Below are 22,314 nucleotides of genomic sequence, written 5' to 3' on the forward strand. Positions count from 1 at the left end.
GTGGCGCGGGCGGTGGCCGACGCGGCGGCACGGGCCAGCGGGCCGGGCTCGGCGGCGCGGGAGGAGGCGTTCGGGGGCAAACCGCCGGAGCTGGCCGGCCCGCTCACCCTGGCGCAGAGCATCAACGCGGCGCTCGCCGACGGGCTGCTCGACCACCCCCAGATGGCCGTCTTCGGCGAGGACGTGGCCGCCAAGGGTGGCGTGTACGGCGTGACGAAGGGCCTGCGGGACCGGTTCGGCGCGGCCCGGGTCTTCGACACCCTGCTCGACGAGACGTCGGTGCTCGGGCTGGGCCTCGGCGCCGGGCTGGCCGGGATGCTGCCGGTGCCGGAGATCCAGTACCTGGCGTACCTGCACAACGCCGAGGACCAACTGCGCGGCGAGGCCGCGACCATGCAGTTCTTCTCGCGGGGCGCCTTCCGCAACCCGATGGTCGTGCGGGTGGCCGGGCTGGCGTACCAGGAGGGGTTCGGCGGGCACTTCCACAACGACAACTCGGTGGCCGTACTCCGGGATGTGCCGGGTCTGGTGATCGCGGTGCCGGCGCGGCCGGACGACGCCGCGCCCATGCTGCGGACCTGCCTGGCGAGCGCGGCGGTGGACGGCAGCGTCTGCGTGTTCCTGGAGCCCATCGCGCTCTACCACACCCGCGACCTGTACGCCGAGGGTGACGGGGAGTGGCTGGCCGGCTATCCGGAGCCCGGCTCGTGGGTGGCCGGGCATGTGCCGGTCGGCCGGGCCCGGGTCTACCGGGTCGGCTCGGCCGACGACCTGACCATCATCACCTTCGGTAACGGGGTACGGATGTCACTGCGGGCCGCGGCCGTCCTCGCCGAGGAGGGGGTGGGCACCCGCGTGGTGGATCTGCGCTGGCTGGCGCCCCTGCCGGTGGCCGACATCATCCGGGAGTCCTCGGCGACCGGCCGGGTGCTGGTGGTGGACGAGACACGCCGCTCCGGCGGGGTCGGCGAGGGGGTGATCGCCGCGCTGGTCGACGCCGGATACGTGGGTGCCGCGCGGCGGGTGGCCGGAGTTGACTCTTTTGTACCATTGGGTCCGGCAGCCCGTCATGTTCTGGTCTCCCCGGAAGCCATTACCGACGGTGCCCGTACGCTGCTGGCACGGTAAATTCCGTTCCACCCGGTGCGCCACTTGCGCGCAGAGGCACAACTGTGTGGACTTTGCCTGACGGCGTCGGTCCGACGCCGCGAGCAGGGACGAAATGAGGAGGCACGCGACAGTGAGCGCGACCGCTGGTCAGGCCGCCGACGGGGTACGCAGCCTGGCGGACCGGTTCGGCATCGAACCGGGGATGGTCGTCATGGAGATGGGGTACGACGACGACGTCGACCAGGATCTCCGCGACGCCCTGACCGACCGCTGTGGAGATCTGGTCGACGAGGACACCGACGAGGTGGTCGACGCGGTGCTGGTGTGGTACCGCGACGGCGACGGTGACCTCTTCGAGCTGCTCGTCGACGCCCTCGGCCCGCTGGCCGACAACGGGGTCGTGTGGCTGCTCACCCCGAAGGCGGGGCGCGAGGGGCACGTTGAGCCGAGTGAGGTCGCGGAGTCCGCGCCCACCGCCGGCCTCCAGCAGACCTCGACCGTCAACGCCGGCCGGGACTGGAGCGGCGCCCGCCTGGTGCTGCGCCGTGGGGCCAAGGCCAAGAAGTAGCCGTCATCGCTTTCTCGCGCCCGGCGGTCCGCACCGCCGGGTGTGGCAGGCTGGCGTCGTCCCCCGACTCGACCCCGAGGAGTGCTCATGCCGATCGAGGTTGGCGCCGAGGCGCCGGACTTCGTGCTGAAGGACCAGAACAACCAGGAGGTCCGCCTGTCGGACTTCCGGGGCCGGCGCACCGTGCTGCTGGTTTTCTACCCGCTGGCGTTCACCGGCACCTGCCAGGGCGAGCTGGCCGAGGTGCGGGACAACCTCGACGAGTACGTGAACGACGACGTCCAGGTGCTGACGGTCAGCGTCGACTCGGCCTACAGCCACAAGATCTGGGCCGACCGGGAGGGCTACCAGTTCCCGATGCTTGCCGACTTCTGGCCGCACGGCGCCGTCGCCCAGGCGTACGGGGTCTTCAACGAGGTGGCCGGCTTCGCCAACCGGGGCACCTTCGTCATCGACAAGGCCGGCGTGGTCCGCTTCGCCGAGATGAACGGCCCGGGCGAGGCCCGCGACCAGCAGGGCTGGCGCAAGGCCATCGCCGACGCGACCGCCGGATAGGGGTACGCCGTGCGGCCGGGCCGGCGGCGAGCAGGTAGGCTTGCCAGCCACCGGCCCGCCGCACACGGGCGATCCGGGCGCGTAGCTCAGTGGGAGAGCACCCGCCTTACAAGCGGGGGGTCGCAGGTTCGAAACCTGCCGCGCCCACCCTTCGCCACCAGCGGAAACCGCCCCGAGAAGATCAGTTCCCGGGGCGGTGACAGCAGCGAGGTCTACGAGAGCCGTCCGTCGAACGCCTGACGCATCGCGTCAAGGTTGGCAGCAGCCATCCCGTGGCCAGCGGCCCGGCTACTCCGCGACGAAGACTCCCACGCCGGGCAGGGTCTCGGTCATACCTTTGATCCGCAACACCTGCATGGCGCGGTCGATCACCGGCTCAGTAACCCCGTAGTGCTCGATCAACTCTCGCCGACTGGGCAGTTTGGAGCCCGGCTGGAACTCGCCTGACGCGATGCGTTCGGCGAGGTCGTCGGCGATCTGTTCGTAGCGGTAACGCGGTGGCACGTGGTTCTCCTCGGTTGGCAACACGAGTAGACCACCTACGTCAGCCCTTGACTACCCAACGGTACCTGTGGGGGGTTGCCGAGGAGGTCGATTCCCTCGGTTGGCGCTGTGGGCCGTCCTCGCCGGCGTGGATGTCCGGCGCGTCCCCCCGCCTCGGGCATCCACGCCTCCAGATTGCTGCGGCACGAGGAGGCGGCAGTGTGTCCTTTGGCTTGGGCAGCACGGCAGACCACGGCGCGAGCGGGAGTGGCGAGCTGGTGAAGCGAGTCTCGTACGACGAGTACGTCTTGGCGGTGGCGCTGACTTTGGCTCGCCGTCACCGGCCCGTCTGGTCCTGGCGGCATTGGCGGCGCATCTGCCGCTGCGGAGGCGAGCTGCCATGTCGAAGCCGCCACCGCATTCCGATCAACCGCGGCCACTGGCCCAGCCAGGATGGCCCGCAGTGACCACTCACCACCCGACCAAGCCGGCCTGGACGTGCGGCGCCTGTGCGGGGGAGTGGCCATGCGAGACCCGGCGCCGAGAGCTGCGGGCCGAATACGACCGAGCCCGAGTGTCGCTGGCCCTCTACCTGGCCGCCCATCTCGTCGACGCCGCGCAGGACCTGGTCCACGTTCCCGCCAGTCACCTGCACTACCGCTTCCTCGGCTGGACGCGATGAGCATCCTGCGGCCTGGCGACGAGAAGTTCCACTACAGCGACGGCTCGCACAAGTGGATCCCACCGAACCCGGACTACGACCAGGAAGTCTGGGATGAGCAGGTCCACCAACACAAGCAGGGCCACCTCAGGAACGAGCGCCCGAAGGTCCGCATTCAGCGCCTCGTCTGACGGCAGCGAAGTACAGCAACCGGCCAGCCGAACCGCGCCCCCGATCCCCGTTGTCTGCCGAGGTTCATAGCGGGAGTCCTGGGCCGGCCCTGCCGTGACACGGGAGCCGACTCAGTCTGTTTCCGCAGCGTCCGTAGGTACGTCAAGGCCGTCTCGACGTGAACGGCGATGTCAGGACTGGGTGCGGGTCCACTGCTGGTTGGTGCCAGTTCCGCAGGTGTACTGAGTGATGTCGGTGCCGTCTGCGGTGCCGCTGCTCACCACGTCCAGGCACTTGCCGCTGTGTCGGGCGCGCAGCTGGTAGTAGTTGCCGGTGGCGACCCACTGCCACTGCTGGTTGCTGCCCCCGCCGCAGCTGTACTGGATGACGTTGGCGTTGTTGGCGGTGGAGGCGTCGGCGACGTCGAGGCATTTGCCGCTGTTCTGGTTGACGATCCGGAAGTAGCCGCTACCGGCGTCGCGGAACTCCCACTTCTGGTTCGCACCGCCGTTCCAGGACCACTGTTTGGCTTCGGCGTTGTCGGTGACGGCCTGGTCCAGCACGTCGACCACCTTGCCGCTGTTGCGGTTGGTGATGCGGTAGTAGAGCGGTGCCTCCCCGGTGACGGTGCCCGCGGCGGTGTCGATGGTGATGGTGGGATACCAGGTCAGGCTCATGGTCGTGGCCGAAGGGAAGGCGATCGGCAACCACACGTACTGGGAGTCGTTGACCGGCCCGCCCCAGGCGCCGGCCCAGCGGTCGCCGAGGTAGAGGTAGCTCGTCGACGACGTGCCCTGGATGGGGAGCACGAAGGCCGACTGGGAGCGGAAAGTGGTCGAGTCCCCGACGTTGGTCATGCCGGTCCACGGGCCGGAAATGCTGGACGCCGTGGCGTACCTGGCCTGGTTCGGGCTCCAACCGGTCAGGCCCGAGGTGAGCAGGAAGTACGTGCCACCGCGCTTGAACAGAGCCGGTGCCTCACGGTTGCCGTCGTTCCAGAAGTTGCCGACCAGCGTGGCCACGGAGAGATAGTCGGCGGTGAGGCGATAGATGAGCAGGTCGCGGTTCTCGTCGCCGGCGGAGGCCATGTAGGCGGTACCGCCGTCGTTGTAGAGCGTGATGTCTCGCGACATGTTTCCCAGCGGCCGGAAGCTGCCGTGGTACGTGTAGGTGCCGTCCACGGTGGCCGAGGAGGCGACGGCGGCCCTGGCCTCGCCGTAGTCGCTGCCGTTCTCCTTGTGCATCCACATCACGTACCGGTTGGTGCTGGCGTTGTAGATGACCTTCGGCCGCTCGATGTTGGCCGACTGCAGTTCCGCCGCCGACGACTGGGTCAGCACGTTGTTGCGGAACTCCCAGTCGCGCAGGTTGGTGGAGCGGTAGACGGAGACGGCCCGGAACGTGTTGTTGGCGTTGCGGTTCTCACCGAACCAGTAGTAGTAGTCGCCGACCTTGAGTACCCCACCGCCGTGCGCGTGCAGCACGTTGCCGGCGGTGTCGGTGAACTGTGTGCCGTTGGAGATCGTGACCGGCGCGGCCTGGGCCGGGGCGGCGGCCATGGTGGTTACCGCCACGATCGCCGTTCCGACCAGGGTGAGCGCCGCCATCAGGGATACAAGCCGTCTGTTGCGTCTCACTACGTTCGTCCTTCCGTGGGCGGGCGGCGACCCGCCGCCGACTGCGGACGACGGCGCCACCGTCCGAACCAATCCATTCATGAATGTACATCTGTCGTCGTCGACTACCTCATCCGCCGGCTGGTGCCGTTGTGGGAGCCAGTGAGTCCCACCGGGGTCAGGCGCGATCCGCGACCATCACCCGACTGTGGGCGAGTGACGCACGGCGGATCGGCAGGGCGAGTGCCCGCGCCGTGTCGAGCAGGTCGTGGTCGCCGGTGACGGTGAAGCCGTGTCGGGCGAGCAGGGCGGCCATGGCGGCGGGCGTCCAGGTCGAGCGCCACGGCTCGGTAGCCCAGACACTCCGCCGGCCGGTGGACGCCATCAGCAGCCGTGCGACGAGCCGGCCCAGCGTCAGGGATTTCCCGGGGAGCTGGAAGTTGACGATGAGGCGGCTCGTCGGCGCAGAGCACGCGGCGATCGCGGCAACCGTCGTGGACACCTCGGCAGCCGTCAGGTACGGCACGACCCCCTCCCAGATCCACGTCGTCGGCTCGCCGGGGCGATGCCCGGCGGCTGCCAACGCCTCGGCGAGGCGGTCGCGGCCGAAGTCCACCGGCACGAACGTCGGTGAAGTGCCGGGCAGGCCCTCGGCGCGTTCGCGTTTGTCGCGCTGGCTGCTCGGCTGGTCGACCTCGAAGACCGTCTTGTCGGCGAGTTCCGGCATCCGCCAGGCGCGACCGTCCAGCCCTGCCCCCAGGATCACCACCTGCGAGCTGCGATGGTCACGTACGGCGTCGTCGATCGCCACCGTGCGGGGCACCATCATCTCGGCGCAGGCCCGTACGGTCTCGTAGTCGACCCGTTGCCGCCACGGCTTGGGCGCGGAAGCGCCGCGTACCCAATCGACGGGCTCCCGCTCGTCGGCGCGGAGCAGGCGCATGGCCGTCGGGTCCGCGAAACGGCCGGGAGCGATCAGGCCGTCCGCCGCCGCGCGGCCCTGGCAGACGAGCACCGCCGTACGGCTCGCGGATGGCGTCGTCGGCATAGCTCGCGCTCCTGTCCGTGTCGCGGCATCGGCTCTGGGTGCCGACGCTACCGTCGCACGAAGCCGGTCGGCCCGTTGGTCTCAGTCTCCACGACCGTCACTTGACCGCACCGGATAGCCTTCGCGGCTATGGGCGCGATCAAACCGTGGCACCTCGCGGTCCTCAGCATCTGTTGTCTGCTGCCGACGGTGGTGGCGATCGCCGGTGGAGTCTGGGCCGTACGCCGCAACCGCACCCGGCGCTGAGTCGAGGCGACACGCATGACCAACGCGGACGAGCACGGTCACCCCGAACCGCCCGTCGCGGGCGACGAGACCGCCACACTGCTGGGCTCCCTGGACCGCCAGCGCGCCACCCTGGCCTGGAAGACCGGTGGTCTCGACGCGGCTGGCCTGCGGGCGACGCTCGGCCCGTCGTCGATCACCCTGGGTGGGCTGCTCAAGCACCTGGCGCTGGTCGAGGACCTCTACTTCTCGCTCAAGCTGGCCGGACGTTCACCCGGGCCACCGTGGGACACCGTCGACTGGGACGCCAACCCCGGCTGGGAGTGGCGCTCGGCCGCCGAGGACACCCCCGAGCAGCTCTACACGCTGTGGCGGGAGGCCGTGGCGCGCTCCCGGGCCACGGTCACCGAGTTGCTGGCCGACGGCGGCCCGGAACAGCTCGCCCGGGGCGAGTGGCCCGACGGTCGGGTGCCGAGCCTGCGCCGGGTCCTGGTCGACCTCATCGAGGAGTACGCGCGGCACGTCGGGCACGCGGACCTGATCCGGGAGTCGGTGGACGGGCTCACCGGCGAGGACCCGCCCCGCTGAACGTGGCCCACTGCGACAGGGCCGCGGGGCACCGCCAGAATGGGCGCGTGCAGGACACCGTCGCCGTCGCGCTGATCACCTCACTGTCCACGTTGGCCGCCGCGGCCCTGACCGGGCTGGTCGGCGCGTTCAGCACCCGCCGGCAACTCGCCCACCAGCTCACCGTCGCCGGGCAGGAGAGCGCCGACCGATGGGCGACCCGGCGTGACGAGCTGCGGCGCGACGCGTACGTCGGGTTCCTCAGCGCCTGCGACGCGGCGTACCGGCGGCTGGACCGCCGGTGGGTCGAGCCGGGCGTGGACGGGGCCACGCCCGGCTACGACGAGACGTACGCGGCGATGCGCGCCGTGGACGAGGCGTACAACCTGGTGTTGTTGGAAGGCCCGGCGGACGTCGCGGCGGCGGGCCGGTCGGTGCTGGCCAGCCTCACGACGGAGTACGCCGAGCAGCGCCGGCTCGCCGACGAGCCGGGCGACGCGGCGGTGCCGCTTCGCGACCGGCACCGGGAGCGCTGGCTCGCGGCCATCGAGGTACGGACCAATCGGCGCGTCGCGTTCGTCGACGTCGTGCGTTCCGTGTTGGGCCGGGAGGAGTGACGCAGCTGGGTGGGGTATCTCAGCTGGTGAAACCCCCGTCGACGTTGACCACCGCCCCGGTCACGTAGCCCGCCTCGGGGCTGGCCAGGTGCGCGACGGTCGCCGCGATGTCGGCGGGTCATGCAAACGATCATGTCGACGGCTCGTCTTCGAGTCTGGCGGCCATCGGACCACTCGTTCCCAGCGCCGGGTCCGTTTCCCGCCGCCGGCCAGGGACGCCCTATCCTCGTGACGGAGCGTACGGGGGGGCATGATCGTGGAGCTGGCAGACGTCGACGCGGTGCTGTTCGACATGGACGGCACCCTGGTCGACTCCGACGCCGCCGTCGAGCGGGCGTGGGAGCGCTGGGCGTCCGAGTACGCCGTCGAGCCGGCGGCGGCGCTCGCGATCGCGCACGGCAGGCCCGCCGATCAGACGATCCGCCGGCTCCTTCCCTCGCTCGACGAGGCAGCGGTCGCCGTGGCGGCGGCACGGCAGTTGGCGTTGCAGTACGACGACCTGTCCGACGTGACCGCCACCCCGGGCGCCCTCGAGCTGCTGTCGACGTTGGCCCGGTTGGGGTTGCCCTGGGCGGTGGTGACCAGCGCCGACGTCCGGCTGGCCGAGGCCCGGCTCGGTGCCGCCGGCATCACCGCGCCCGTGCTGGTCACCGTCGAGGACGTGCGCGCGGGCAAGCCGGCCCCGGAGGGCTACCTGCGGGCCGCCGCGCTGCTCGACGTGCCACCGGCGCGCTGCCTGGTCGTCGAGGACGCCGAGGTCGGGTTGCAGGCCGGGCGCGCGGCGGGCGCGATGACCGCCGCGCTCAAGGGACTCGACGGCGACCTGCGGCTGGTCGACCTGACGCAGCTGGCGTACGGGTTCGCATCGGTGCCCACGGCACGCTGACCCCAGCACCGCAGTACGGCACCCGGCAGCGCGACAGCGCCAACGGGTCGCATCAGGCGAGCCGCTCGGCCAGCCAGGGGAGCAGGGCGTCGGCCTGCGCCTGCTGGAACGCCCGTACGGTGGGGATGCCGGGCGGCGGCGGACGGCGGGCGCTGTCGGCGAAGAAGCCGGCCAGTCCGGCGTACACCCCGGTGAGCGCGGCCGGGTCGACACCGGCGGTGAGCGGCAGCCGGCGCAGCATCGCCTCGGTGTCGTGCCCGCCGTAGAGCCGGACGTTCACCAGCAGCAAGGCGGTGTCCAGCCAGGCCGGCCCCCGGCAGGCCCACGGCCAGTCGACGACGGTCACCGTGCCGGCCGCGTCGAGCAGCAGGTTGTCGGCCCGCACGTCCAGGTGGCAGAGCGTGTCCCCGCTCAGCGCGGCGACGCCCTCGTCGGCGGCGTGCCGCAGGTCGTCCAGGTGGGCCCGAACCCACGGATCGAGTCGTGGCGGCGGGTCGGCGGCGATCCGGTGCCAGCCGGCGAAGTCCCCGGCCAGCAGCTCGGCGGCGGCCGGCACGTGCGCGACGGGGTTCGGGGTGAGCGCGACGGCCATCGCCTCCAGGGCGTCCAGCACGCGGGTCAGCTCGTCGGCCCGCCACGGGGTTGTCGGGTGTCGTCCGTCCACGTCGGAGAAGACCAGTGCCACCCACTCGCCGTCGTCGTGGCAGCCCAGCAGGCGGGGTGTCGGCGCTGTCGGCGGTAGCGCGCCGGCGGTACGGGCCTCGGCGCGGTGCATGACCGGGCTGTCCGGATTCTGTGCCGGGCTGACCGCCTTCACGAAAGCCCGCCGGCCGGTCGCGGTGCGGACCCGGTCGGCGGTGCCCGGCGAGAAGCCACCCGACTGGGACACCGCCTCGACCACCCGATCACCGATGATGCCCTCCACCGCGGATCGGACCGCCGCCGGCAGATCACCCCAGCCGATCCGCGTCGCTGTCCCCTGCATCCCGCCACGGTGCGCCGGCCCCGCCCCGACGAACAACCCATTTCCCGGGCTCGATGATCATGTGGTTGCCGGGCCTCTCCGGGAGATCGGCCCGGGTCGCGGCCCCGTCGCGGGTATCACGGTGGCGGCGTCTGCGTGGTTCTGCGGCACCCGGCCCGACGCGGGCCTGGATTCAGAACATCGAGGTACATCCGGCGCACCGGGGGCGTGGCCACGCGCGGCGGATGATCCAGCTCATCGAGGCCGAACTGGCCGGACTCGGGGTGCCCGAGCTGGGGTTGAACGTCTTCGGAACGAACACCGTGGCGATCGGGCTCTACCGGAGCCTGGGCTTCGAGGTCACCGCGCAGCAGATGGCCAAGCGCATCGACCCGGCGGGCTGAGCCACCCCGGCCCCGGTTCAGGACTGTTCGTCCGACCAGCGGGAAACCGCTGCGGACCGCACCTGGGGAGGAGCGACGGATGACGCATGGCGCCGGACTGACCATCGGTGTGCTCGGCTCGTACGGTGGCCGGAACCTCGGCGATGAGGCGATCCTCACCGGTCTCCTCCTCGATCTACGCATGCAGGAACCGAACGCCCGGATCATCGTCTTCTCCCGCAACCCGGAACACACCCGCGCCGCCCACCCGGACGTCGAGGCGGTGCCCTGGGAAGGCGTCAGCCGTACCGACTCGGCGTTGGTACTGGCTCAACTCGACCTGCTCATCCTGGGCGGCGGCGGGATCCTCTACGACCGGGAGGCCCGCCGCTATCTGCGGGTCGTGCGGGTCGCCCAGGAACGGGGCCTGCCCCTCATCACGTACGCGGTGGGGGTCGGGCCGCTCAGCGACGCGGTCGACACCGGCATGGTCCGGGAGACGCTCGCCAGCGCGACCCAGGTGACCGTCCGCGACCAGGAGTCCCGGATGGTCCTGGAAGAGGCGGGACTGCTCAACCCGATCACGGTCACCGCCGACCCGGCGTTTCTGTTGCAGCCGGCCGACTTTCCGGTGCACCTGCTCAGCGAGGAGGGGGTGCCGGCCGGTAAGAGGCTGGTCGGGATCAGCGTGCGGGAGCCGGGACGGGCCGCCGAACGCCTCGACGTCGACGGTTACCACCGGCTGCTGGCCCAGATCGGTGACTTCCTGGTGCACCGCATCGACGCGTACGTGCTGTTCGTGCCGATGGAACGCGACGACATCCGGCACTCGCACGGGGTGTTGTCGCACATGGTCGCCGCCGAGCGGGGGCGGATCCTGCACGGCACCTACTCACCGGAGCAGGTGCTCGGGCTGATGCGCCACTTCGACCTGGCCGTCGGCATGCGTCTGCACTTCCTGATCTTCGCGGCGATGGTGGGCACGCCGTTCCTGCCGCTGCCGTACGCCGGCAAGGTCTTCGACCTGGCCCAGCGGCTCGGTGTGCCGGCGCTGCGGGGCGTGGAGCGGGAGGTGGAGGGGCCGCTGCTGGCCGAGGTCGACCGGCTCTGGGACGAACGCGAGGAACGCGCCGAGGCCACGGCCCGTCGGGTCGCGGAGGTCTGCGAGCAGGCGCGGGGCACCTCGGAAGTCACCCGTGGCGTGCTGGACAGACTGCGCGCTCAGGCCCTCACCCGAGTCTGACCCGCGTCACACCGCCGGACCGGTCCACCGGTAGCGCCACTCGCGGCCTTCCTCGCGGGCGGACTCCAACTCGTAGATCTGCGCCTCCGCCAGCCCACCGGACCCGATGTGGTGGTGGGTGAGCGGCGGCCGGCCGTTGGTGTCCAGTTCGACGGTCACGGTCTGCCCGTCCGCCGCGCCGCCGACGAGGAGGATCTGCACGGATGAAGCCATGCGCCCATCCTGCCCGTCACGAGGGCGCCTCGCAGCGGGATACGGGGCAGCGCGAGGGGCCCGACGTGGTTACGGTCGGCGAATGACGGAGCGGACCATCGGCCGCTCTGAGCCCGGCCGCCCGTCGTCATCCGGCGGGTAACAGGCCCGGCGGATACTCCATGCCGTCGTGGGCGCAGGCCGCCGCGGCGACCCGTGCCGCGTACCGGGCCGCCTCGGTCAGGGGCTCGCCCCGCAGCCGCCCGGCGATCAGCCCGGCCGCGAACGCGTCGCCGGCCCCGTTGCTGTCCACCACCGGCCCCGGCGCGGCGGCGGGCGGCACCGGCACCCGCGTGCCGTCGCCCGGGTACAGCTCGGCGCCGTCCGCGCCCCGGGTCACCACCACGGTCCGGGGCGCCAGCGTGCCGGCGAGCGCCGCGGCCCGCTCGCCCAGCCGCACCCCGCTGACCAGGACCAGGTCGGCGACCTCGGCGAACGGCCGGTGGTAGGGGTTCGTGCCGTCCCAGTCGTGCAGGTCGGTGGAGAGCGACACGCCCGCCGGGAGCGCGGCCCGCACGGCGGGCAGCAACGGCACCACCCAGTCCATGATCGAAAGGTGTACGTGCCGGGCGTCCGCGACCAGCTCGGCCACCTCCGCGGGCGCGAACGGCGGGTCGCCCCGCCACGGGCGCGGGTCGTACAGCGAGGTGCGCCGGCCGCCCGGGTCCACCAGGTTCACCGACCGTCGCGTCCCGCCGCTGTCCTGCGCCAGCACCGCCGGCACCGCGGCCCGGGTCAGCGCCGCCCGGACCAGATCGCCGGCCGGGTCCGCGCCGAGCGTGTCGACCACCCGTACCCGCAGCCCGAGCGCCCGGCCGGCCAGCGCCACCCCGGCGCCGGTGTTGCCGATCCGCAGCTCGATCGGTTCGACGGTGTGCGAGTCGGCGGCCGGCAGCGGCAGCGCGGGCACCCGAACCCGCACATCCACCCCGAGCCCGCCGACAACCAGGAGATCGACCATGGTGCCGACGCTAGCCCAGCCCGGCGTGGACACCCCCACACCCCCGACCTGGAGTCGATCAACCCGTCGGCGGCGGGTGTCGTGCGGTGGGCGCTGACGCTCGTCGCCCCGGGCCGCCTATCCTGGGCGCGGGCGGCGGAGGGGGAGTAGGTGCTGGTCATCCATGGGCTGTGGCTGCCCGGCGACGACTCGACCGCTGGCCTCGCGGTCTGGGCCGAGGACAGCGCCGCGCCGCCGGCTCCGGTCCGCCCCGGCAGGCCGCCCCGGGAGCGCCCGCATCCCTTCGCCGCCGGGCACGCGGACCTGGTCGCGGCTCTCGCCGACGCCGCCGAGCCGGCCCGCCCGGCCACCGCGCTGCTCACCCTGCCCACCCGAGCGGGCGCGCCGACCGACTCACCCGAGCTGATCCGGACCACCGTCGCACCCCCGGCCCGCGGCCAGCTCACCCTCGCCGCGTGGCGGGTGCCCGTCCTGGTGTACGCCCCAGACGACGCCCTCGCACTGCTGCGCGCCCTGGACGACCTCCCGGCGGTGCCCGGGGCGACCCTGCGCCACCTCGCCGAGCTGGCCGACTTCGCCGCCGACCTCGTGGCCCGGGGCCGGGTCCTGCCCGGCGTCAGCACGCCGATCCCCACGGCCGGCTCGGTCGATGCCCCTGTCGGCTCGCCGGATGCCGGCGTGGCGTCGCAGGCCGGGTCGGCCGATGTCGACGTGACCGGGCTGGTGGCAGACCGGGCAGCCCAGGTGGCTGCGCGGGCCGTCTGGCGTCCGCTGCTGACCGGCACCGACGCCGCCTGGGCGCGCTCGCTGGCACTGGCGCTGCCGCCCGCAGCCCGCGCCGCCGCCCCCGTCCCGGTCGTCGTCCCCGCTGGGGCTGCCACCGCGCCGTCGGCCGTTGCCGCTACCGCTGCTGCGGTGCCGGCCGCCGAGCTGGTGGCGGACGCGCTCGACGCGCTCACCGACGCCGCCGCCCGAGCGGCCCTCGTGACCACCACGCTGGCCCGAGGAGTACGCCCTGGCGGGCCCGCGCCGGCCTGGTTGGCCGCGCTCGCCGGCCCCCGCCGCGACTTCACCGTCGACCGGGCCGCACTGGACATCCTGCGCGCCGAACTCGACGACTGGCAGCGCGACGCGGCCGGCGGCGCCGTCCGGGCCAGCTTCCGCCTGGTGGAGCCGGCCCCCGACGAGGTCACCGAGCCGATCCTGGCCACCCGCCCGCTGCCGGGCGACGCGCCGCCCGCGTCTGTTCGCACGGGCGGCGGTGAGCTGGCCGAGGGTGGCCCGACAGGCGGCGAGGACTCCCCGGCGGCGCGGTGGCGGCTGGAGTTCGGGTTGCAGGCGGCCGATGAGCCGGGGCTGCACATCGACGCCGGGGAGGTCTGGCGGGCGCACCCGCTCGACGGTCTCGCCGACCGTACGGCCAGCCCGCAGGAGACCCTGCTCGCGGAGCTGGGCCGGGCCAGCCGGCTCTGGCCCGACCTGGACGCCGCGCTGCGCACCGCCGCGCCCGAGGCGATGGAGTTGGACGTCGAGGGCGCCCACCGGTTCCTCAGCGAGGGCGCCCCGGTGCTGCACGCCGCCGGCTTCGGGGTGCTGCTGCCCTCCTGGTGGCGGCGTCCGTCGGCGCGGCTCGGCGCTCGGCTGCGCGCCCGCAGCCGGACCGCGCCCGGCACGGTGGCCAGCACCGAGGCCGGCGTCGGGTTGGACGCGCTCGTCGACTACCGCTGGGAGGTCGCGCTCGGCGACCAGCCGCTGTCGGCCGACGAGCTGGCGGCGCTGGCCGAGCTGAAGACCCCGCTGGTACGGCTGCGCGGCCGATGGGTGGAGCTGGACCCGGGTCGGCTCGCGGCCGGTCTGCGTCTGCTGCGCTCGGCCGGCGAGCTGACCGTCGCCGACCTGTTGCGCCTCGGGCTCGCCGACGGCGACGACACCGAGGCGCTGCCGGTGCTGGAGGTGACCGCCGACGGGGCGCTGGGCGACCTGCTCGCCGGCGCGGTCGAGCGCCGGCTCACCCCGCTCGACCCGCCGCCGGGTTTCCAGGGCACGCTGCGGCCGTACCAGCGGCGGGGACTGGCCTGGCTGGCGTTCCTGCGGTCACTCGGCCTGGGCGGGGTGCTCGCCGACGACATGGGGCTGGGCAAGACCGTGCAGTTGCTGGCGCTGCTCGCCGGGGACCCGCCGGAGGCCGGACCGACCCTGCTGGTCTGTCCGATGTCGCTGGTCGGCAACTGGCAGCGGGAGGCGGCCCGGTTCACGCCGACGCTGCGGGTGCACGTACACCATGGGGCGGAGCGGGCGCGGGGGGCGGAGTTCACGACTGCCGTGCACGGCGCGGACCTGGTCCTCACCACCTACTCGGTGGCCGCGCGCGACGCCGTCGACCTGGCCGGCATCGACTGGCACCGGGTGGTGGTGGACGAGGCGCAGGCGATCAAGAACGCGTCGACCCGGCAGGCCGAGGCGGTCCGCGCGCTGCCGGCCCGGCAGCGGGTGGCGGTGACCGGTACGCCGGTGGAGAACCGGCTCGCCGATCTCTGGTCGATCATGCAGTTCGCCAATCCGGGGCTGCTCGGCCCGGCCGCGACGTTCCGCAAGCGGTTCGCCGAGCCGATCGAGCGCCACGGCGACGTCGAGGCCGCCGAGCGGCTGCGCCGGATCACCGGCCCGTTCGTGCTGCGTCGGCTCAAGACCGACTCGTCGATCATCTCCGACCTGCCGGAGAAGCTGGAGATGGAGGTGCTCTGCAACCTCACGGCCGAGCAGGCCGCCCTGTACCGGGTGGTGGTCGACGACATGCTGGCCCGGATCGAGACCAGCGACGGCATCGAGCGACGCGGGCTGGTGCTGGCCACCATGACGCGGCTCAAGCAGGTCTGCAACCACCCCGCCCAGCTGCTGCGCGACGGCTCGGCGCTGGAGGGCCGCTCCGGCAAGCTGGCCCGGCTGACCGAGATCCTGGAGGAGGTGCTGGCGGCGGGGGAGCGGGCGCTGCTGTTCACCCAGTACGCGGAGTTCGGCGCGATGTTGCGCGGTCACCTGTCGGCGCGCTTCGGCCGCGAGGTGCTGTTCCTGCACGGTGGGCTCGGCAAGGCCGAGCGGGACGCCCTGGTGCAGCGCTTCCAGTCGGCCGACGGCCCGCCGCTGTTCGTCCTGTCCCTCAAGGCCGGTGGCACCGGGCTCACCCTGACCGCCGCCAACCACGTGGTGCACGTGGACCGGTGGTGGAACCCGGCGGTCGAGGACCAGGCCACCGACCGGGCGTTCCGGATCGGGCAGCGCCGGCGGGTGCAGGTCCGCAAGTTCGTCTGCGCCGGCACCGTGGAGGAGAAGGTCGCCGCGATGATCGCCGACAAGCGCGCCCTCGCCGAGCGGGTGGTGGGCACCGGCGAACAGTGGATCACCGAGCTGTCCACGGGTCAGCTGCGGGAGCTGTTCGCCCTGGAGGCCGGGGCGGTGGTGGAGTGATGAGCACGGACCGGTTCGCCGACTACGGCCGTCCCCGACGGGTCGACGGTGGGCTGCGGGCGCGCAGCGCCCGAGGCGCGATCGGGCGGTCCTGGTGGTCCCGGCGCTTCCTGGAGGTGCTGGAGTCGTTCGCGCTCGGCACCCGGCTGACCCGTGGCCGGTCGTACGCGCGGGCCGGTCAGGTGCTCCGGCTCGACATCGCGCCGGGCCGGGTCACCGCCCAGGTGCAGGGTTCCCGGCCCCGCCCGTACGAGGTCTCCATCGCGCTGGCGACGTTCCCGGCCGCGCTCTGGACCCGGATCGAGGACGAGTTGGCCGGGCAGGCGTTCTTCAGCGCCCGCCTGCTCGCCGGGGACCTGCCCGACGAGCTGGAGGAGCTGTTCGTGGCGGCGGGCGCCCCGCTCTTCCCGGCCGCCGTGGACGAGCTGACCCAACGCTGCAACTGCCCCGACTTCGCGGTGCCGTGCAAGCACCTCGCGGCCACGTTCTATCTGCTCGCCGAGGCGTTCGACGCGGACCCGTTCGAGCTGCTGCACTGGCGTGGCCGCTCGCGCGCGGACCTGCTCGACCGGTTGCGCGCCCGCCGGGCCGAGGCCACCGGCACGGCGGTGTCGCCCGCGCCGGCTGCCGCCCCCGTGTCCACTTCGGACGTCAGTTCGTCCGCGGTGGACGCGCTGCCGCCGGTCGGTGCGGCCCGGGCGCTCGCCGGGCTGGCGACCACCCCCCTCGCGGAGGCGGTGGACCGCTTCTGGGCGTCGCCGGTGCCGCTGCCCGACCGGCCACCCCGACTGGCGACCGGGCCGGATCTCCTGCTGCGCCAGCTCGGCCCGCCGGCGCCGGCCATCGGAGGGCCGGGCCTGCTGGAGCGGCTGCGTCGTGCGTACCGGGCGTTCGGCCCGGGGTGAGCCCTCACGTCCAGCGGCGGCGGAACCGCCACATGATCGCCGCGTTGGCCACCAGCACCACCGCGCAGATCGCGCCGGCCAGCCGGCCGGCGAACACGGCCATCGCCGGGAGCGACGCCCACAGCACGATGGTCAACAACATCAGGTAGCGGCCCCTGCGGGCTCGGACCCGGTGGTCCAGCCGGGCGAAGAAGGCCGGGTCACTCTCCCGGAGCTGACGGGTGATCTGGTCGAACCTGCGCTGATCCTCTTTGCTGAGCATGGCGCTGCCTTCCCCTCACGCGTTCAGCGGTTCGGCGGCATACCCGCTGCGGCGGCGGCTCACGCTCGCCCGCTCCTCCTTTTCCCAGCGTGAGGACACTTCACGTCCGGCTTAGCCGAGCCTTAAGTTTGCCTGTGGTGGTGAACGACGCGGAACGTGTCGCGTACGGCGGCCAGGTCCGATCCGTACCCGGCTGCCGCACGTCCGCCCTGCTGGGAAGGTCGGAGCCCGGCCCGCGTCCCCGGCCTGCCACGAACGCGGTGGTGAGGGCTGTCTTAAGTGCCCTCACCGGCGCGTTCGGCTCACCTTGAAGGCACCTGAGCGCTTGGTTACCTTGCCGTAGCAACCCCCTCAGGCAACAGTCGCCGCACCTGCCGCACCTGCTCGGTCGCAGCTTCCGGCGCTCATCAGAAATCGGGATTGGTACATGGCCGACCAGAATGTGCCACCACGTCGACCGCGGGACGACCGCGGCTGGGACGGACGCCAGCACCACACCTCGGACAGTTACGGCGACCCCACCGCGTCCGCGTCGTACGGATACGACTCGCCCCACCCCTACCAGGGCGGCTACCCGGCGCAGGGGGACCCGCGCGAGCAGTACGGCGACGGGTACGCGCACGCCGGACAACCCGCCCCCGCCCCGCGTGGGCCGCAGTGGGTCGGCCCGGAAGGTCTGGGTCGTCCGGCCCCGGCGCGTCCGGCCGGTGCTGGACTGCCCACCCTGGACGATGACGACGAGCCGGGCCGCAAGGTCGGCCGGCGCAAGGCCATTGTCGCGCTCGGTGGCACCGCCGCCGTCGTGGCCGGTGGCGCGGCGCTCGCCATGACGCCGCAGTTCCGCAGCCTCTTCGGTGACGAGGCGGCCGCGGGCGACGCGACGGGCAACACGGTGACCGACGGGACCGCGGCGCGTCCCAGCGGCCAGCAGCCCAGCACGGTGCGTACCTACACCGAGCAGAACGAGAGCTACATGGGCTCCCGGGCCGGCGAGGCGCTGAAGAAGAACGCGCCGACCGGTGGCCGGACCTTCTCCGGCCCGGCGGCGGCCGCCGCGGAGACCACGGTGACCGTCAAGACCGTGCTCGCCAAGGACCCGATCCTGCACCTGGCCCGGCGGGCCACCTTCGGCGCGACGCCCGCCGTGGTCGCCGACATCAAGCGCCAGGGCATCGACGCGTGGATCCGCGGGCAGCTCGACCCGGACAAGATCGAGCCGAGCAAGGCCGAGCTGAAGCTCGCCGAGCTGCCCACCCAGACGCTCTCGGTGGAGCAGCTGCGGACCCAGCGCGACAAGCTCAACGAGCAGGGCGCCCAGCCGGAGCGTGAGGTGGTCGACGCCACCCTGGCCCGCCAGATCTGGTCGAAGCGCCAGCTGTTCGAGGTCATGGTCGACTTCTGGAACGACTTCCTGCACGTCGCCGCCGACTTCGACGGCGGCGAGGTGTACCGCACGTCGTTCGACAAGGACGTGGTACGCAAGCACGCGCTGGGCAGCTACCCCGAGATGCTGGTCGCGGCGAACAAGCACCCCGCGCTGCTGATCTACCTGAACCAGAAGGACTCCCGCAAGGACGCCATCAACGAGAACCTCGCCCGGGAGAACCTGGAGCTCTACTCGGTCGGCGTCGACGGCGGCTACAAGGAGGGCGACGTCCGGCAGGCCGCCATGCTGCAGACCGGCCGTGGCGTCGACGACAAGGGCCAGTACGTCCTGCGCGTCAACCAGCACTACATGGGCAAGGTGAAGATCCTCGGCTTCACCCACGCCAACACGTTCAGCATCAAGGACGTCAACAACCCGACGGCCAAGGAGATCGCCGCCGTGGACGCGGCGATCGACAAGTACATCACCTACATCGCGCTGCACCCCTCGACCGCGAAGTACGTGGCGCAGAGCCTCGCGACCCGGTTCGTCTCGGACACCCCGCCGAAGTCCCTCGTGGACCGGCTGGCCAAGTCGTACACCAGCAACAACGGCATGATCAAGCCGGTGCTGATGACGCTGTTCAGCTCGTCGGAGTTCTGGGCGGCGGTGGGTCAGAAGGTGCGCCGGCCGATGGAGTACCTGGTCGCCACGTACCGCACCCTGGGCGTCGCGCCGGAGGCGTCGGCGAAGAACGACAACGGCGACAACAAGCGCACCCCGTTCGCCCGGGGCCTGCGGCAGATCCAGGACAAGCTGCGTGAGCTGGGCCAGTACCCGATGGGTCAGCCCACCCCGGACGGCTACCCCGACGTCTACGTCGCGTGGACCTCGGCCGGCACGATGGTCAACGGCTGGAACGAGGCCGGCGAGATCGTGGCGGGCTACCGCACCGCCTTCACGTACACGGCGCCGGAGAAGCTGGTCGCCAAGCCGCCGGCCACCGCCGGGGCGTACGTGGACGCGCTCTCGATGCGACTGGTCAACCAGAAGCTGAGCACCCGGGAGAAGAACCTGATCCTCGGCGTGGCCGGCGTGCCGGCGACCGCCAAGGTCGATGCCACGTTCAACGGGGCCATCACCGCCGTCGCGCGGGCGATCCTCGCGTCCCCCCAGCACCACCTCCGGTGAGGCACCCGATGGAGAAGACTGTGTACAACTCTTTCCCCCTGCACCCCGAATGCCCGGACCTGCGGCGACTGGCCGACAACCCGGCCGAGGCTCTGTTGCGCGCGGAGGCCGACCTGGTCGCCGCCGAGAACGCGGCCGAGGCCGACCGCTACCGCACGCTGGAGGACCTGGAGGAGGCCCAGCAGGACGGGCGCGGCGTCACCCGACGGACGTTCGTCGCCGGTGCGGCGGCCACCGCCACCGCCCTGGCCACCGCGCAGTTCGTCACCACCTCGGCGTCGTTCGCGGCGACCAAGACCGGCACGCTGATCCACGTCTTCCTCTACGGCGGCCTGGACGGGCTGAGCCTGGTCGCGCCGGACAACGACCCGGTACTCGCCAAGGCCCGGCCCGACCTGCTGCTCGGCGACGACTCGCTGGCCCTGAGCCGCGGCTTCAAGCTGACCAGCGCGTTCAAGCCGCTGGAGCAGTACCTCAAGGCCGGTCAGCTGGGCTTCATCCCGGCGGTCTCCGACGAGCGGCTGTCCCGCAGCCACTTCCAGGCCGCGGACGCCTGCAACCTGGGCGGCCTGCCCAACGAGACCGGCGGCCGGGGCTGGCTCGACGGCCTGGTCGACCACCTGGGCAAGGGCACCGCGTTCCGTAGCGTCGGCATCGGCAGCACGCTGCCCCGCTCGCTGGTCGGCAACAACGGCGCGCTCTCGCTCAACAGCGTCGGCTCGCTGCGGCTCAACGGCGACGACAAGTTCCGGGCCGCCACCGAGAAGGCCATCAAGGGGCTCTTCACCGGGATCAACCACCCGGTCGAGGAGGCCGTGCAGGAGGGCATGGGCGCGCTGGCCACGGCGCAGAAGCTCGCCGCCAAGCCGTACCAGCCCGCCGCGGGCGTCAAGTACGAGGGCGTCGGCAACGCGTTCCAGCAGCTCGCGCAGCTGATCAAGGGTGGTGCCAACGTCCGGGTCGCGACCGTCGGCATGGGCGGCTACGACACCCACGAGAACCAGGGCACCCGCGAGGGCGGCCAGCTGCACCGCCGGCTGAACGAGCTGGCCAGCGCGATGGCGGCGTTCTTCACCGACCTCGGCCCGCAGGCCGCCGACGTCACGATCATGGTGTCCAGCGAGTTCGGCCGCCGGGTCAGCTCGAACACCGGCGGCACCGACCACGGCCACGGCGGCGTGGTCACCGTCCTGTCCGGCAAGAAGCTGGCCGGATCGCTGCTCGGCACCTGGAACGGCCTGGACAAGCTGGACTCCGGTGACGTGCCGGAATACAACAACATGTTCAACGTGTACGGCTCCCTGGCGCAGGGCCGCTTCGGGCTCACCAACGCCGAGGTGCAGAAGGTGTTCCCCCGCATGAAGTACGCACCGATGAAGCTGTACGCGTGACGCATTCGCACACCCACGCCGCCGGCCGCCGCACCGGGACGACCTCGTCCTGGCACGGCGGCCGGTCGGCGGAACCCGTACCCCCGCAGATCCCGGCCCGGCGCGGACCCGCCGGCCGGCGGCTGCTGGCCGCGCTGCTCCTGGTCGGGCTGCTCGCCAGCGTGCTGCCCTGGTGGCTGGGCACCCCCGCCGGTTCGCTGCGGACCACCGCGGCCACCGTCACCGCGGCCGGCCGGATCACCGGCCTGATCGCCGGCTACCTGCTCCTGGCGCAGGTGCTCATGATGAGCCGGCTGCCGGTGCTGGAGCGGTGGATCGGCGGCGAGCAGCTCGGCCGCTGGCACCGCGACATCGGCGCGACGCTGCTGGTCGCCGTGCTGTCGCACCTGTCGCTGATCCTCGTCGGGTACGCCGACCTGCGAAACCACTCGGTCCTCGCCGAGGTGGGCACGCTGCTCGGCGGCTACGAGGACATGCTCTCGGCCTTCGTCGCCACCGGCATCATGCTGGTGGTCGGCTTCAGCAGCGTCCGGGCGATCCGCCGGGCGCTGCCCTACGAGGCGTGGCACCTGCTGCACCGGTCGAGCTATCTGGTGCTGCTGCTCGGCTACGGGCACCAGTTCACCCACGGCGCGCAGCTCTACAAGCCGGGCCCGGTGCGGACCGGCTGGATCGCCCTGTACCTGCTGGTGGTCGCCGCCCTGCTCTGGGGTCGGGTGATCGCGCCACTGGCGTTCAACCTGCGTTACCGGCTGCGGGTGGCCGACGTGGTCGCGGAGAGCCCGGACACCATCTCCATCTACCTCACCGGGGAGCGGCTGGGCCGCCTGGAGATGCTCGGCGGGCAGTACTTCCGCTGGCGCTTCCTCACCCCCGGCTGCTGGTGGCAGTCGCACCCGTTCTCCGTCTCGGCCGCCGCCAACGGCCGCTGGCTGCGGCTCACCGTCAAGGTCGTCGGCCGGCACACCGCCGACCTGCGCGACCTGGACCCGGGAACCCGGGTCTGGGCCCACGGCCCGTCGGGCACCTTCACCGCCGCGCACCGGGTGCGCGAGCGGGCGCTGCTGATCGCCGGTGGCAGCGGCATCACGCCCATCCGGGCCATGCTGGAAGAGCTGCCGCCGGGCGCAGCCCTGATCTACCGGGCCCGTACGCCGGCCGACGTGCTGCTCAGCCGGGAACTGGACTGGCTGGCCCAGGAACGCGACACCTCCATCTGGTACGTCATCGGCTCCCGCGACGACCCCGGCCCCCGCCAGCTCATGAGCCCGGACGGGCTGCGCCAACTGGTGCCCGACGTGGCCCGGCGCGACGTCTACCTCTGCGGGCCCTCCGGGCTGGTCGAGCAGTCGGTGCGCGCGCTGCGCCGTGCCGGCGTGCCCCGCCGGCAGATCCACCTGGCCACCTTCGAGCTGTAGGAAGGC

General features: G+C 72.4%; 23 protein-coding genes and 1 tRNA gene. 16 read left to right on the top strand and 8 right to left on the bottom strand.

Annotated elements, in window-relative coordinates; translation table 11 throughout:
- The 4 genes from ABZU46_RS11775 to ABZU46_RS11790 form a co-directional block, all read left to right on the top strand.
- Positions 1-1,128: transketolase C-terminal domain-containing protein (locus ABZU46_RS11775; RefSeq protein ID WP_354856555.1), on the top strand; the 1,128-nt coding region annotated here is incomplete at its 5' end.
- A 112-nt stretch (positions 1,129-1,240) separates the two neighbouring features.
- Positions 1,241-1,678: a DUF3052 domain-containing protein gene (locus ABZU46_RS11780; protein WP_030330240.1), complete on the top strand. Its 438-nt coding sequence runs from the start codon at positions 1,241-1,243 to the stop codon at positions 1,676-1,678.
- A gap of 87 nt (positions 1,679-1,765) precedes the next feature.
- Positions 1,766-2,233 (top strand): peroxiredoxin, encoded by a 468-nt coding sequence (locus ABZU46_RS11785; protein WP_354856558.1) that lies wholly within the window; start codon positions 1,766-1,768, stop codon positions 2,231-2,233.
- A gap of 75 nt (positions 2,234-2,308) precedes the next feature.
- Positions 2,309-2,380 (top strand) — tRNA-Val (locus ABZU46_RS11790).
- A gap of 141 nt (positions 2,381-2,521) precedes the next feature.
- On the opposite strand, the gene ABZU46_RS11795 is transcribed toward ABZU46_RS11790, so the two are convergent.
- Complete coding sequence (locus ABZU46_RS11795) at positions 2,522-2,737, bottom strand: GntR family transcriptional regulator (protein WP_233578732.1); 216 nt, start codon at positions 2,735-2,737, stop codon at positions 2,522-2,524.
- A 442-nt stretch (positions 2,738-3,179) separates the two neighbouring features.
- On the opposite strand from ABZU46_RS11795, the gene ABZU46_RS11800 reads away from it, so the two are divergent.
- Positions 3,180-3,398, top strand: coding sequence for a flavin reductase (locus tag ABZU46_RS11800; protein WP_354856560.1), 219 nt, complete (start codon positions 3,180-3,182; stop codon positions 3,396-3,398).
- On the top strand, positions 3,395-3,568 hold the full coding sequence (locus ABZU46_RS11805) for a hypothetical protein (protein ID WP_354856562.1): 174 nt from the start codon (positions 3,395-3,397) through the stop codon (positions 3,566-3,568). Before ABZU46_RS11800 ends, ABZU46_RS11805 begins: the two co-directional genes overlap by 4 nt.
- 171 nt (positions 3,569-3,739) lie before the next feature.
- Here the strand turns inward: ABZU46_RS11805 and ABZU46_RS11810 are convergent, their stop codons facing one another.
- Together ABZU46_RS11810 and ABZU46_RS11815 are read right to left on the bottom strand one after the other, a co-directional pair.
- Positions 3,740-5,185, bottom strand: coding sequence for an RICIN domain-containing protein (locus ABZU46_RS11810; protein WP_354856564.1), 1,446 nt, complete (start codon positions 5,183-5,185; stop codon positions 3,740-3,742).
- A 157-nt stretch (positions 5,186-5,342) separates the two neighbouring features.
- Entirely contained in the window at positions 5,343-6,212 is an 870-nt protein-coding gene (locus ABZU46_RS11815) for a class I SAM-dependent methyltransferase (RefSeq protein WP_354856565.1), read from the bottom strand.
- Positions 6,213-6,473: 261 nt separating this feature from the next.
- Between ABZU46_RS11815 and ABZU46_RS11820 the strand changes: the two genes are divergently transcribed.
- The gene (locus tag ABZU46_RS11820; protein WP_354856567.1) at positions 6,474-7,025 is read left to right on the top strand and encodes a DinB family protein; all 552 of its coding nucleotides are present in this window, start codon (positions 6,474-6,476) and stop codon (positions 7,023-7,025) included.
- A 47-nt stretch (positions 7,026-7,072) separates the two neighbouring features.
- Positions 7,073-7,621 (top strand): hypothetical protein, encoded by a 549-nt coding sequence (locus tag ABZU46_RS11825; RefSeq protein ID WP_354856569.1) that lies wholly within the window; start codon positions 7,073-7,075, stop codon positions 7,619-7,621.
- A gap of 19 nt (positions 7,622-7,640) precedes the next feature.
- Here the strand turns inward: ABZU46_RS11825 and ABZU46_RS11830 are convergent, their stop codons facing one another.
- Complete coding sequence (locus ABZU46_RS11830; RefSeq protein ID WP_354856680.1) at positions 7,641-7,730, bottom strand: SDR family oxidoreductase; 90 nt, start codon at positions 7,728-7,730, stop codon at positions 7,641-7,643.
- 141 nt (positions 7,731-7,871) lie between these two features.
- Between ABZU46_RS11830 and ABZU46_RS11835 the strand changes: the two genes are divergently transcribed.
- Complete coding sequence (locus tag ABZU46_RS11835) at positions 7,872-8,507, top strand: HAD-IA family hydrolase (protein ID WP_354856571.1); 636 nt, start codon at positions 7,872-7,874, stop codon at positions 8,505-8,507.
- Between the two features lie 52 nt (positions 8,508-8,559).
- Here the strand turns inward: ABZU46_RS11835 and ABZU46_RS11840 are convergent, their stop codons facing one another.
- Complete coding sequence (locus ABZU46_RS11840; protein WP_354856574.1) at positions 8,560-9,492, bottom strand: phosphotransferase; 933 nt, start codon at positions 9,490-9,492, stop codon at positions 8,560-8,562.
- A gap of 59 nt (positions 9,493-9,551) precedes the next feature.
- Between ABZU46_RS11840 and ABZU46_RS11845 the strand changes: the two genes are divergently transcribed.
- Entirely contained in the window at positions 9,552-9,875 is a 324-nt protein-coding gene (locus tag ABZU46_RS11845) for an N-acetyltransferase (RefSeq protein ID WP_354856683.1), read from the top strand.
- 79 nt (positions 9,876-9,954) lie between these two features.
- On the top strand, positions 9,955-11,097 hold the full coding sequence (locus ABZU46_RS11850; RefSeq protein ID WP_354856576.1) for a polysaccharide pyruvyl transferase family protein: 1,143 nt from the start codon (positions 9,955-9,957) through the stop codon (positions 11,095-11,097).
- Positions 11,098-11,103: 6 nt separating this feature from the next.
- Here the strand turns inward: ABZU46_RS11850 and ABZU46_RS11855 are convergent, their stop codons facing one another.
- Both ABZU46_RS11855 and ABZU46_RS11860 read right to left on the bottom strand, forming a co-directional pair.
- A complete protein-coding gene (locus ABZU46_RS11855) occupies positions 11,104-11,310 on the bottom strand; it encodes a hypothetical protein (protein WP_354856579.1) in 207 nt (68 codons plus the stop codon).
- A gap of 127 nt (positions 11,311-11,437) precedes the next feature.
- Positions 11,438-12,310 (bottom strand): PfkB family carbohydrate kinase, encoded by an 873-nt coding sequence (locus tag ABZU46_RS11860; RefSeq protein ID WP_354856581.1) that lies wholly within the window; start codon positions 12,308-12,310, stop codon positions 11,438-11,440.
- Between the two features lie 150 nt (positions 12,311-12,460).
- Here ABZU46_RS11860 and ABZU46_RS11865 point away from each other — a divergent pair, with 150 nt between their 5' ends.
- Complete coding sequence (locus ABZU46_RS11865) at positions 12,461-15,775, top strand: DEAD/DEAH box helicase (RefSeq protein WP_354856584.1); 3,315 nt, start codon at positions 12,461-12,463, stop codon at positions 15,773-15,775.
- Entirely contained in the window at positions 15,775-16,680 is a 906-nt protein-coding gene (locus ABZU46_RS11870; RefSeq protein ID WP_354856587.1) for an SWIM zinc finger family protein, read from the top strand. Before ABZU46_RS11865 ends, ABZU46_RS11870 begins: the two co-directional genes overlap by 1 nt.
- A 4-nt stretch (positions 16,681-16,684) precedes the next feature.
- Here the strand turns inward: ABZU46_RS11870 and ABZU46_RS11875 are convergent, their stop codons facing one another.
- Positions 16,685-16,942: a DUF3040 domain-containing protein gene (locus tag ABZU46_RS11875; protein WP_234586377.1), complete on the bottom strand. Its 258-nt coding sequence runs from the start codon at positions 16,940-16,942 to the stop codon at positions 16,685-16,687.
- A 427-nt stretch (positions 16,943-17,369) separates the two neighbouring features.
- Here ABZU46_RS11875 and ABZU46_RS11880 point away from each other — a divergent pair, with 427 nt between their 5' ends.
- Genes ABZU46_RS11880 through ABZU46_RS11890 form a run of 3 tightly spaced genes read left to right on the top strand, consistent with a single transcriptional unit; the run spans position 17,370 to position 22,308 of the window.
- Positions 17,370-19,499, top strand: a complete 2,130-nt coding sequence (locus tag ABZU46_RS11880) for a DUF1800 family protein (protein WP_354856591.1) — start codon at positions 17,370-17,372, stop codon at positions 19,497-19,499.
- Between the two features lie 8 nt (positions 19,500-19,507).
- Positions 19,508-20,890 (top strand): DUF1501 domain-containing protein, encoded by a 1,383-nt coding sequence (locus ABZU46_RS11885; protein WP_354856593.1) that lies wholly within the window; start codon positions 19,508-19,510, stop codon positions 20,888-20,890.
- Positions 20,887-22,308 (top strand): ferredoxin reductase family protein, encoded by a 1,422-nt coding sequence (locus ABZU46_RS11890; protein ID WP_354856595.1) that lies wholly within the window; start codon positions 20,887-20,889, stop codon positions 22,306-22,308. Before ABZU46_RS11885 ends, ABZU46_RS11890 begins: the two co-directional genes overlap by 4 nt.
- The last annotated feature ends 6 nt before the right edge of the window (positions 22,309-22,314 follow it).

The organism is Micromonospora sp. NPDC005197, assembly GCF_040608295.1.
GTDB lineage: Bacteria > Actinomycetota > Actinomycetes > Mycobacteriales > Micromonosporaceae > Micromonospora.